General features: G+C 65.9%; 8 protein-coding genes and 2 pseudogenes. All 10 read right to left on the bottom strand.

The window, feature by feature from the left end:
- Positions 1–204 precede the first annotated feature (204 nt).
- Positions 205–1,878, bottom strand: a complete 1,674-nt coding sequence (recN, locus tag Q8R73_RS19790) for a DNA repair protein RecN (RefSeq protein WP_305721237.1) — start codon at positions 1,876–1,878, stop codon at positions 205–207.
- 26 nt (positions 1,879–1,904) lie between these two features.
- Positions 1,905–2,792 carry an outer membrane protein assembly factor BamD gene (locus Q8R73_RS19795; protein ID WP_305721238.1) on the bottom strand — a complete coding sequence of 296 codons (888 nt, stop codon included), beginning with the start codon at positions 2,790–2,792 and terminating at the stop codon, positions 1,905–1,907.
- Between the two features lie 473 nt (positions 2,793–3,265).
- Positions 3,266–4,225: a UDP-3-O-acyl-N-acetylglucosamine deacetylase gene (gene lpxC / locus Q8R73_RS19800; RefSeq protein WP_305721239.1), complete on the bottom strand. Its 960-nt coding sequence runs from the start codon at positions 4,223–4,225 to the stop codon at positions 3,266–3,268.
- A gap of 350 nt (positions 4,226–4,575) precedes the next feature.
- Entirely contained in the window at positions 4,576–6,378 is a 1,803-nt protein-coding gene (ftsZ, locus tag Q8R73_RS19805; RefSeq protein WP_305721240.1) for a cell division protein FtsZ, read from the bottom strand.
- Positions 6,379–6,468: 90 nt separating this feature from the next.
- Positions 6,469–7,791: a cell division protein FtsA gene (gene ftsA, locus Q8R73_RS19810; protein ID WP_305721241.1), complete on the bottom strand. Its 1,323-nt coding sequence runs from the start codon at positions 7,789–7,791 to the stop codon at positions 6,469–6,471.
- The gene (locus Q8R73_RS19815) at positions 7,788–8,813 is read right to left on the bottom strand and encodes a cell division protein FtsQ/DivIB (RefSeq protein WP_305721242.1); all 1,026 of its coding nucleotides are present in this window, start codon (positions 8,811–8,813) and stop codon (positions 7,788–7,790) included. The genes ftsA and Q8R73_RS19815 overlap by 4 nt, the downstream gene beginning before the upstream one ends.
- Positions 8,780–9,097: pseudogene (locus tag Q8R73_RS19820) on the bottom strand (D-alanine--D-alanine ligase); the annotation flags it as partial. The gene Q8R73_RS19815 and the pseudogene Q8R73_RS19820, both read right to left, overlap by 34 nt.
- A gap of 62 nt (positions 9,098–9,159) precedes the next feature.
- Positions 9,160–10,155, bottom strand: a complete 996-nt coding sequence (locus tag Q8R73_RS19825) for a D-alanine--D-alanine ligase (protein WP_305721243.1) — start codon at positions 10,153–10,155, stop codon at positions 9,160–9,162.
- A 106-nt stretch (positions 10,156–10,261) separates the two neighbouring features.
- Complete coding sequence (gene murB, locus Q8R73_RS19830) at positions 10,262–11,182, bottom strand: UDP-N-acetylmuramate dehydrogenase (protein WP_305721244.1); 921 nt, start codon at positions 11,180–11,182, stop codon at positions 10,262–10,264.
- Between the two features lie 79 nt (positions 11,183–11,261).
- Positions 11,262–11,585, bottom strand: a pseudogene (gene murC / locus Q8R73_RS19835) (UDP-N-acetylmuramate--L-alanine ligase); the annotation flags it as partial.

Raw genomic sequence — 11,585 nt, forward strand, 5'->3', positions numbered from 1 at the left:
GAATCTCGAGATTCCGGGTTCGCCTCTTCGAGGCGCCCCGTAATGACGGTGCAGTGGGACGATTTGCACGAATCGATCTGTACCTGAGTTCGTCATTCCGGGAAGGTCCGAACGACCAGACCGCAGGTGCGCAATTGCGCACCGGGGAATCTCGAGATTCCGGGTTCGCCTCTTCGAGGCGCCCGGGAATGACGTTGATGGACCTTACGCCGTCGCCGCGCGCAGCAGCCGGTCCGCGGCCGCCCTCGCCTCCGCCGTGATTTCCGCGCCGGCCAGCATCCTCGCGATTTCCTCGCGGCGGTGGTCGGGGGCGAGTGCGTTGACGCGGGTGGCGACGCGCTTGCCCTTGTCGAGGGCGTCCTTGGAGATCAAAAGATGCTGGTCGGCGCGGGCGGCGACCTGCGGCGCATGGGTCACCGCCATCACCTGCACCTTGCCGGCGAGCCGCGCGAGGCGTGCGCCGATCGCGTCGGCCACCGCGCCGCCGACGCCGGTGTCGATCTCGTCGAACACCAGCGTGGGCGCCGAGCCCTTGTCCGACAGCACGACCTTCAGCGCCAGCAGGAAGCGGGACAGTTCGCCGCCGGAGGCGACCTTCATCATCGGGCCTGGCTTGGTGCCGGGGTTGGTCTGGACCCAGAACTCGACGCGATCAAACCCCTGCGGCCCCGGCGCCTTCGGATCGGAATCGATCTGCGCCATGAACTTGGCGCGCTCCAGCTTCAGCGGCGCGAGTTCGGCGTTCACCGCCTTGTTGAGTTTTTCCGCAGACTTCGTCCTGATGGCAGAGAGTTTGGCGGCCGCCGCACCATAGCGCTTGTCCGCTTCGGCCGCCGCCGCTTCGAGCTTTTTCAACTGGTCGGCACCGGCATCGATCAGCGCCACGTCGGCGGCATATTTCGCCGCAAGCGCAGCGAGGCCGTCGACCGGGGTCGAATATTTGCGCGCGGCGGCGCGCAGCGCGAACAGCCGCTCCTCGATGCGTTCGAGTTCGGCGGGATCGAAATCGGCCGCGATCAGCGCCGCCGTGAGATGCTGGTCGGCCTCCTCCAGCGCATTGATGGCGGCGTCGATCGCCTTGACGGCGGGTTCGACCAGATCAGGCGAATGGCCGGCGCGGCGCTCCAGCCGGCGCACCGCCGCCGACAGGCTCGACACCGGCGAATGATGGCCGCTGACCGCATCCTGCGCCTCGCGCAGATCGGCCGCGATCTTCTCGCCCTGCATCATGCCGGTGCGGCGCTCCGCCAGCGCGGTCTCCTCGCCGTCCTTCGGCTTCAGCTTCTTCAATTCATCGGAGGCATGGCGCAGATAATCCGCCTCGCGGGCGGCGCGCTCCATGCCGGCGCGATGGTCGTCGAGCGCGGTCAAGGCGGCGCGCCTCGAATTCCACAGCGCCTCCAGCGCCGCGACGTCCTTCTCCAGGCCGGCGAAGGCGTCGAGCAGCCGGCGGTGGGTCGAGGCATCGACCAGCGCGCGCTCGTCATGCTGGCCGTGGATTTCGACCAGCGCCGAGCCGACCGCCTTCAGGGTCTGCACGCTGATGGCCTGGTCATTGATGAAGGCGCGGGTGCGGCCGTCGGCGAGTTGCACCCGGCGCAGGATCATCTCTCCGGTATCGTCGAGCCCGTTGTCGGAAAGGATCGCCGAGGCCGGATGCCCCTTCGGGACATCGAACACCGCGGTGACCTGGCCCTGTTCGACGCCATGGCGGACGAGGCCGGCGTCGCCGCGGCCGCCCAGCGCCAGCGCGAAGGCATCGAGCAGGATGGATTTGCCCGCGCCGGTTTCCCCGGTCAGCACCGCGAGGCCACGGGAAAACTCGATATCGAGCCGTTCGATCAGGACGATGTCACGGATCGACAGACGGGCCAGCATGCCAGGTAAATTCCTAAACCAAATTCCTAGCCGAGACCGAATTTCTTGAAGGCCCTGGAAATATAGGAGCCCTTGTTCTCGCTCGGCTCGAGACCGCCGCCCTTTACCAGATTATAGGCGTCCTTGTACCATTTGCTGTCGGGAAAATTGTGCCCGAGCACGGCAGCCGCGGTTTGCGCCTCGCCGACGATGCCGATCGCCATATAGGCCTCGGTCAACCGCGCCAGCGCTTCCTCGACATGGCGCGTGGTCTGATACTGCGTCACCACGGTCTTGAAGCGGTTGATGGCGCCGGTGAAATTGCGCTTTTCCAGGTTATAGCGGCCGACTTCCATTTCCTTGCCGGCGAGCTGGTCGCGCGCGCCCTCGAGCTTGGCCTTGGCGGTGTTGGCATATTCCGACGTCGGGTATTTGCGGATCACTTCCTCGAGCGCGCCGATGGCCTTCTCGGTGCGGCCCTGGTCGCGGGAAACGTCGGGAATCTGGTCGTAATGCGAGGCCGCGATCAGGTACTGCGCGTAGGCGGCGTCGGCGCTGCCGGGATGCAGGGTGACGTAGCGGGTCGCGGCGCCGATGCAGCTGTCGTAGTCGCCGGAATTGTAGAACGCGTAGGCCGACATCAGCAGCGATTTGCGCGCCCAGTCGGAATAGGGATGCTGGCGGTCGACTTCCTCGAACTTCTTCGACGCTGCCTTCGGATCCTTGCGCTGGTTCATGAGGTACAGACCCTCATTGTACAGCTTGTCGGCGGGCTCTTCGTTGAAGGTGTCGTCCTTGGCCGTGAACTTGTCCCACAGCGCGCCGGTGCCGCATCCGCTCAGAACCGTCGCCAGCACCGCCAGCCCCGCGGCCAGCCGCAACTGCCGCCCAAAGCGGGCAAGGTCCGAACGAGCCGTCTTACGCTGTGCCGACATAGAATAAGACCTGACGCCTGTGATGCGGAGCCCGCCACGCCATGCGCGTGGTCATGGACGCAATGATCGCCGTGCCCGTAGCGCCTTGTCGCGCAACCGCGGGCCTATTTAACTGAAAAAAGTCCGTTAACCAACCGAATACGCAGGCATTTCGCCCGGATTAAGGCGGCCGGACCGGTTTGCGGCCGATCATGGTTACCGCGGAAATTGGCAAGAGGGTTGTGACGTTTCAACAGGTTGAACCTCATCCTGAGGAGCCGCGCCCTTCGCGCGGCGTCTCGAAGGATGGGCAACAGCCATATGCCAGATGGTTCGAGACGCACGCCGGCAGCGCAATAGCGCCGCCAACGTGCTCCTCACCATGAGGGAGTTGGAGATGCCGCTCTGGAACCCAATCGGGACACGCCGAAGGTCGCTTTCAGTGAGACGTCAAAGACGCTCAGGGCATTTCGAAGCCGAAAGTGAGAAGACGCTCAGGAAACGTCGGGGCCGTAGGCCGGGGCGACCATGCCGCCCACCATGCCGCTGCCGGCTTCGGCACCGCGCGAGGAGCGGCGGGCGGTTTCGCCCTCGATCACGCGCCAGGCGCTGCGATCGGCCATCAAAGCGGTCAGCACCGCGTGATTGAGCTTGTGGCCGCCGCGCACCGAGCGATAGGCGCCGAGCAGCGGCAGGCCGGCCAGTGCGAGGTCGCCGACCACGTCCAGAACCTTGTGGCGGGCGCATTCGTCGCTGTATCGCAGACCTTCGGTATTGAGCAGGCGGGTTTCGTCAAACACCACCGAATTCTCGAACGAGGCGCCAAGCGCAAAGCCGGCGCTCCAGAGTCGCGCCACGTCACTCATGCATCCGAAGGTGCGAGCGCGGGCAATCTCGCGGCGGAACCGTTCCGGATTGAGATCGAGCGTGTAGCTCTGGCGGCCGATCACCGCATTGGCGAAATCGATTTCGACCTCGGCGCGGAAGCCGGCGGCGTGCGGGCGCAATTCACCGAAAGAATGACCGATCCGGACCTGCACCGGCTTCAGCACCTGGATGAAGCGGCGCGCAGCCTGCTGCGTCACGATACCGGCCTGATCGATCGCGGCGACGAATGCCACGGCGCTGCCGTCCATGATCGGAACTTCCGGACCATCGAGTTCGATAATGGCGTTATCGACGCCCATGCCCCGCAGCGCAGCAAGCACATGCTCGGCGGTCGATACCAACGGGCCTTCGCGGTCGCCCAGCACGGTGGCGAATTCGGTGGCGATCACGGATTCGGCAGACGCCTGAACTTCGCGGTCGCAACCGTCGAGGCCGGTTCGGACAAAAATAAAACCCGCATCGACGGGTGCGGGTCCAAGGGTGAGGCTGACGGGCAAACCGGAATGAACGCCGACGCCCGTCACAGTGGCTTGCGACCGAAGCGTTGTTTGCCGGCTGAATTTCATTCTTAACTGCCCACTACCCGACTTACTAAAAACACGCGAACAACCCGATCGGGCCGGTCGACTCGCTTCAGTATCCCCAAGTCACGGCAGACCATAGTCACTGCCTCAAACAGCGCCAACTCACGCTTTTTTACCGATTGTTACCCTATCTCTGCCGTATTCGCGCCAAAGGTTAACCAAAATGCGGCACGGCCAAGGGCAGGTTCGGCCCTTGCATCCAATCACAAATACATAATTAACCGTTTAATATCAGCCGCTTGTCTGGATATCCGGGGAGCCTTGGCAGGCCAAGAAAAAGGTCCCGGCGGAGACCGCCGGGACCTTTTCGTTCGTCAGAATTGTAACAAACTTCAGTTCGACTGGCGGCGCAGGAACGCCGGGATATCTAAATGATCGTCGCCCTGTGGCGCTGCAGCAACAGGTGCCGGACGGCCGTGGACGTCCAGTCCCTGCGGCGCGGGCCGCCTGGCATATTCGGATACGGGCTCATGCGACGCGATCTGCTGCGCCACCGTGCGCTGCGGCTTGCGTTCCGGCAGGGAGGGCATCGGGGGCATCGCCGGACCGGAGGCGCGGGCCGCGATCGGCGGCTCGGTCTCTTCGTCGCGGCGGCCGAGGCCGACATTGGCGAGGCGTTGCAGCAGCGACATCCGGACCTTCTGCGGATGGTCCTCCTCGGTTTCGCCACGGGCCTGACGGATTTCGGCCTGGGCCGGCATCGGCAGGTCTTCGAACTTCGGCATCCTGGGCGCGCGGACCGGCGGACGTTCGGCGGCCTGCGGGATGAAGGTCTCGGGAGTCGCCGGCTCCGGGGTCTCGACGCGCACGACGTCATGGTCCGGGAACAGCGACGGCTTCTGGGCGATCGGGCGAACCGTGACGTCGCCATAAGACGCCGGCTGCAGCGGGGCGGATTGCTGCGGGGCTTCCGGGGCCACCGCCGCAGCGATCGCGGCCAAAGCGGCGCGTTCGACGCTGCTGGAAGCGCGCTGCGGCGCGGCGGGCGCCGCCTGCGGCGGGCTGGCGGCGGCTTCCGACCTCAGGGCGCGTTCGGCCATGCGGGCATTGTCGGCGCGCAGCCGCGCGGTCAGGTCGGCCAGACGGCTGTCCGGCGCGGGGGCCGGCGCAGCAGCCGCCACCGCATTGGTCACGGCCGGGGCAGCGGCGCCGGCGTTGCGCGAGATCAGCGCCTGCTCGATGCCGGTGGCCACGACGGAGACGCGGATCACGCCGTCGAGGCTCTCGTCGAAGGTAGCGCCGACGATGATGTTGGCGTCCTGGTCGACTTCCTCGCGGATGCGGGTAGCGGCTTCGTCGACTTCGAACAGGGTCAGGTCCTTGCCGCCGGTGATCGAGATCAACAGGCCGCGGGCGCCCTTCATCGAGGAATCGTCGATCAGCGGATTGGCGATCGCGGCCTCGGCCGCGGTCAGCGCGCGCTTCTCGCCGGTCGCCTCGCCGGTGCCCATCATCGCCTTGCCCATTTCGCGCATCACGGCGCGAACGTCGGCGAAGTCGAGATTGATCAGGCCTTCCTTGACCATCAGGTCGGTGATGCAGGCGACGCCCGAATAGAGCACCTGGTCGGCCATCGCGAAGGCGTCGGCGAAGGTGGTCTTCTCGTTGGCGACCCGGAACAGGTTCTGGTTCGGGATGATCAGGAGCGTATCGACCACCTTGTGCAGCTCGGCGATGCCGGCCTCGGCGGTGCGCATCCGGCGCTGGCCCTCGAAGTGGAACGGCTTCGTCACCACGCCGACGGTGAGGATGCCCATGTCGCGCGCGGTCTTGGCGATCACGGGAGCAGCGCCGGTGCCGGTGCCGCCGCCCATGCCGGCGGTGACGAACACCATGTTGGCGCCGGTGAGATGGTCGCGGATTTCATCGATGACTTCCTGCGCCGCGGCCGCGCCGACATCGGGCTGGGAGCCTGCGCCGAGGCCCTGCGTGACCTGGGTGCCCATCTGGACGATGCGCTGGGCCTTCGACATGGTGAGCGCCTGCGCGTCGGTGTTGGCGACAACGAAATCGACCCCCTGAAGTCCGGCGGTGATCATGTTGTTGACGGCATTGCCGCCCGCTCCACCGACGCCGAAGACGGTGATCCGGGGCTTCAGTTCGCTGATGTCGGGGGGAGTAAGATTGAGTGCCATGATTGCCTCTCGATTACGACGCGCGCGTTGGTTCGCCCCGGCCGGCGGCCGCGGGAGTTGGTGAATTCCTGAAGGTGCGGAAAAGATTCATCAGAAGCCCTCGCGAAGCCATCTTCCGACCTTTCCGAAATAACCGTCGGTCCCTGTCCTGAGCTGCCGCGTATGCCGCGGTTCGACATGTTCAAGATGAGCGTATTGCGGATAGACCAGCAGACCCGAGGGCACGGCGAACGACGCGCTCTTGGCCTCGTTGGGCAGACGGCCGAAGCCGAGCGGACGGCCGATCCGCACCGGACGGCCGAGGATCCGGGTGGCGAGTTCGGGAAGGCCGGTCAGCTGCGAAGCGCCGCCGCTCAGGACCACCCGCGCCCTCGGCTCTGCCGCAAAGGGAGAATCCGCGAGCCGGTCCCTGACCATTTCAAAAATCTCCTCGGCGCGATGCCGGACGATGTTGGCGATCGTGGCGCGGGACACGATCTGCGGAGCATCCCGCTCGTTGTCGCCGGCAGCGGGCACGGACATCAACTCGCGCGCGTCGGACCCGCCGGTCAGCACGGTGCCATATAACGTCTTGATTCGCTCGGCATCCGCGATGCAGGCCGACAGCCCGCGCGCGAGATCCATGGTGATGTGGTGGCCGCCGACCGCAAATCCGCTGGCATGCACGAAACGCCCGCCGGAGTAGGTCGCAATGGTGGTGGTGCCCGCCCCCATTTCGACCACGGCGGCGCCGATATCGGCCTCGTCGTCGGTCAAAACCGACAGCCCTGCGACATAAGGACTCGCCGCCATGGCCTCGACGTTGAGATGGCAGCGCTCGACCACCAGCATCAGGTTCTTGGCGGTGGTGGCGTCCGACGTGACCACGTTCATGTCGACGCCGAACTGGCGCGCCACCATGCCCCGGGGATCGCGGATGCCCTTGACGCCGTCCAGCGCGTACCCGACCGGCAGCGCATGCAGCACGGTGCGGCCCTCGCCGGTGGCGTGGCGCATGCCGGCGGAGGTGATGCGGGACACGTCGGCCGAGGTCACCGCGCCGCCCTTGATGTCAGCCGCGGCTTCGACCAGTTGGCCCTGCAGCCGGCCGCCCGATACCGACAGCAGCACGGACTCGACCCGGACCTTGGCCATGCGTTCGGCCAGAGCCACCGCCTGGCGCACCGTCTGCTCGCATTCGGCGAGATCGACCACCGCGCCGGCCTTGACGCCGCGCGACTGGATCTGGCTGTAGCCGATCAATTCGACGGCATGGCTGCGGCCGCGCAGGGCGTCGTTCGGCGGGCACGGCTTCAGCCGCGCGATCATGCAGGCGATCTTGCTGGTGCCGATATCGAGCGACGCCACCAGCGCGGTGCGCTTCTGCGGCATCGGACGCGTTTTGGGCGTCTGGTTGCGATCAAGGCCGGTCATGCGTCACCGGCCTTCTTCTTCGGCTTCTTTTCCTTGAACAGTTCTTCGCGGGCCCTGGCGGCGTCTTCCGACAATTGCACCGTCAGCCGGTCCTGCAGGCGCATGTCGATGGCGACGATGTCGCGCGAGAACAGCCGGTCTTCCTGGTCGAGTTTCGACAGCGCCGCCAGCGCGTTGCCGACGTCGTGTTCGGGGAGGCGGATATCGAGACCATGCTTGAGGCGCAGGTTCCAGCGCCGCTCGCCGACCAGGATCGCGGCCTTGGTCTGGCTTCTCACCTGCGGATAGCGATCGAGCAGCGCGAGGAAATCCCTGGCGCGGGTGTCGGCGCCCTTGCCGACCACCAGCGGCAGCGCAATGAAGCGGCGCGACAGATAGGGCTCCAGCACCGCGCCGTCATCGGCAATCACCGCGAGACGGCCGTCGTTCTGCCACAGCGCGAAGGCCGAGCGTTCGACGATATCGATCTGGATCTGGCCGGGATAAAGCTTCAGCACGGTGGCTTCGCCGATCCAGGGATTGGCTTTGAGCTTGTCGCGCACGGTGGCGGCGTCGAGGAACAGGAGCGACGAGCGGCCGTTGACGCCGCCGATCGCGAGCACCTCGTCCTGGGTCAGTTGCTTGCGGCCATTGATGGCGACCGCGGTGATGCGAAAACCGGCGGAATTGGCGACCGCATTGCGGGTATCGCTCAGCGCTGCGAGGAATTCGGCGAGATGGCCGCCCTGGATGACGCCAAAGCCGGCGCTGCCGAGCAGCAGCAGCACTGTGGCGACGACGCCGGCGCGGTGAGGCAGGTAGCGCTCGACAAAGGCGATCAGGCGGTTCGGCGGTTCGCGCTGCAGGCGCGGCTCCCGGGCAGCCTTGCTGCGAGGCGCCTTGGGTGGATTTTTGTGAGCAGCCTGGCGCGGCAAGCCCAGCCGCTCGCGCAACAGCACGACCGCGCCAATGGCGGCAGCTTTCAGGTCAGCCTGGGGCCCCAGCGATCTCAAGGATCGAGCGAGGCGTCCTGCACCATCCATTGCACGAGCTCGTCAAATGTTGCCCGCAAGGAAACGCCTGCGGGTTCTGGCACATGGGACGTCCTTGCCATGCCGGGTCGGGTGCTGGCCTCAAGGCAGAAGAGGCCAGTTGTTCCCGCGATGCGTCGTCGAAGCGGAAATCCGCAACAGCTCACGCCCCGGCAGCCAAGCGCCACATGCGCCGCCAGCGTTAACCTTCGGACTTCCTGGTAAACAAAGGGTAAACCGGGTGCAGGCAGGGAATGATTTGCACCGCGTTGAAAAGACTTTGCCTGACAATCGTATCATTTTTATCAATGGAACCGGCCCGCCCCACACGGCCACGCCAAATTCACCTCGAAAGCGGCTAGCGCCGGGCGCGTTTCGTCGCCAGCGCGATCTGGCCGTGCAGGAAGTCGGCGAATTCGATGCCGTGGGCCTTCAGCGCCTTCGGATAGAGCGAGGCCCCGGTCAGGCCCGGCAGGGTGTTGGTTTCGAGATAGATCGGCCCGTCCTTCGCGACGATGAAGTCGGAACGCGAATAACCGCTGCACGACAGCGCTCTGTGTGCCCTCTCCGCCTGCTCCATCAACTGGGCCATGATCTCGGGGGCAAAACGGCCGGGGCAGATTTCCTGGGTCGATGCCGCCAGATATTTGGCCCGGTAGTCGAACCCGAGGCCGCCTTCCGCCGGGATGATCTCGATCGGCGGCAGCGCCATCAGCGAGCCGTCCGGCTGCTCCAGCACGCCGCAGGTTGCTTCCGCGCCCGAAATGAACGGTTCGATCAGATATTCTTCCGCCGTCGCCGCGTTGCGGACGGCGACCAGATCCTGCCTGGCGTTGACGAAAATCAGGCCATAGCTCGATCCGTCGCGCGCCGGCTTTGCAATGAGCTTGCCGTATTCGGCCAGCGCCGCCTCGATATCCGCCAGCGCCACATGGCCCGGCGCCCGCACCCCCGCAATCGCGGCAAAGCGCTTGGCCGCGACCTTGTCGAACGCCAGATGCGAGGAGGCCGAGCCGGAACCGGTGAAGGGAATGCCGCGCAGTTCGCACATCGCCTGCAACTCGCCATTCTCGGCGCGGCCGCCATGCAGGCCGAGCACCAGCACGCGGTCCTCGGCCGCGGCCTTGTCGAGCGCCGCCCCGATCGCGCCGAGGCTGGGAGTATTCGGCTTGAAATCGTCTTCGAACGGCCGCGCATGGCCGAGCAGCGCCTCGGAGCGGACGGCCCGCACGCTGTCGTCGACGTCCCAGAACCACAAATCGGCTTCAGGCAGCGCCCGGTGCAGCGCCTGCGCCGAGGCGACCGACACCAGCCGCTCCTTGTTGGTGCCGCCGAAAAGAATGGTGATCTGCATGAGTTGACCTATTGATGGCTTGCTTCGTCAGTCCGGGATGGTCCGCAGGACCAGACCCGGAATCTCGAGATTCCGGGTTCGCGCTGCGCGCGCCCCGGAATGACGTCTACGCGAAAATTCCGATCCGCTTGATTTCCCAGTGTAGCTCAATTCCGGAATTTTCCTTCACCCGCGCGCGCACGGTATCGCCGAGGGTTTCGATATCATGGCCGGTCGCGTCACCGGTGTTGATCAGGAAATTGCAGTGCAGCTCCGACACCTGGGCGCCGCCGACGCGCAGGCCACGGCAGCCGGCGGCGTCGATCAGCTTCCAGGCGCTGTGGCCGGGCGGATTCTGGAAGGTCGATCCGCCGGTCTTTTCGCGGATCGGCTGCGCGGTCTCGCGGTGATTTTGTACATCGTTCATCCGCGCGCGAATGGCTTCGCCCGCGGCGATGCTGCCGCGAAAGCGCGCCGAGGTGAAGATGATGGAGGGATCGACGCCGCTGCTGCGGTAGACGAATTTCATGTCGGCATTGCCGAACACATGCCGGCGGCCGTCGCGGCCGATGCCGACCGCCTCGATCAGCACGTCCTTTGTCTCCGCGCCGTTGGCGCCGGCATTCATGCGCAGCGCGCCGCCGATGGTGCCGGGAATGCCGAAGTAGAATTCCAGCCCGCCGATATGGGCCGCCGCCGCGGTCTCGGCCACGCGCTTGTCGAGCGCGGCAGCCCCGGCGGTGACGGTATCGCCCTCGGCGCCGGTCTCGCCGAAGCCGCGCGGGCCGAGCCGGATCACCACGCCCGGGATGCCGCCATCGCGCACGATCAGATTGGAGCCGACGCCGACGACATGGACGGGAAGCTCGCCCGGCAATTGCGCCAGGAAGTATGAGAGGTCGTCCTCATCCGCGGGCGTGAACAGCACCTGCGCCGGCCCACCGACCCGAAACCAGGTCAGTTCCGCCAGCGACTGGTTTGCCAGCAGCCGCCCGCGCAACTCGGGCATGGCGGCTTTCAGCTCGGACGTGATGTCGGGAAACGTCACTCAAACCCTCACAATACGTCAGGGCCGGGCTGGCCCGGCCATGACGTATTGATAGATGCTGAAGCTGCAGGCGAGCCCATCACCCCAGCGCCTTCAATTCGCCGGGCAGCGCATAGGCCCATTGGGTGATGTTGCCGGCGCCGAGGCAGATGACGTAGTCGCCGGTCTTCGCGGCCCCCGCGACGACGGCTGCGAGATCGCTGGAAGCCGGCAGCGGGATCACCTCGCGATGGCCATGGGCGCGCAGGCCCAGCACAAAATGATCGCGGTCGATACCCTCGATCGGCGCCTCGCCGGCCGGATAGACTTCCGCGACCACCACCGTGTCGGCATCGTTGAAACAAGTACAAAATTCCTCGAACAGCGACTGCAATCGCGTGAAGCGATGCGGCTGCACCACGGC

This window comes from Bradyrhizobium sp. (assembly GCF_030697065.1).
In the GTDB taxonomy this organism is placed as follows: Bacteria; Pseudomonadota; Alphaproteobacteria; order Rhizobiales; family Xanthobacteraceae; genus Bradyrhizobium.

Excerpts from the sequence above, each read along its gene's own strand:
- recN (WP_305721237.1), bottom strand. The coding sequence starts at position 1,878 with ATGCTGGCCCGTCTGTCGATCCGTGACATCGTCCTGATCGAACGGCTC.
- Q8R73_RS19795 (WP_305721238.1), bottom strand. The coding sequence starts at position 2,792 with ATGTCGGCACAGCGTAAGACGGCTCGTTCGGACCTTGCCCGCTTTGGG.
- lpxC (WP_305721239.1), bottom strand. The coding sequence starts at position 4,225 with ATGAAATTCAGCCGGCAAACAACGCTTCGGTCGCAAGCCACTGTGACG.
- ftsZ (WP_305721240.1), bottom strand. The coding sequence starts at position 6,378 with ATGGCACTCAATCTTACTCCCCCCGACATCAGCGAACTGAAGCCCCGG.
- ftsA (WP_305721241.1), bottom strand. The coding sequence starts at position 7,791 with ATGACCGGCCTTGATCGCAACCAGACGCCCAAAACGCGTCCGATGCCG.
- Q8R73_RS19815 (WP_305721242.1), bottom strand. The coding sequence starts at position 8,813 with ATGGATGGTGCAGGACGCCTCGCTCGATCCTTGAGATCGCTGGGGCCC.
- Q8R73_RS19825 (WP_305721243.1), bottom strand. The coding sequence starts at position 10,155 with ATGCAGATCACCATTCTTTTCGGCGGCACCAACAAGGAGCGGCTGGTG.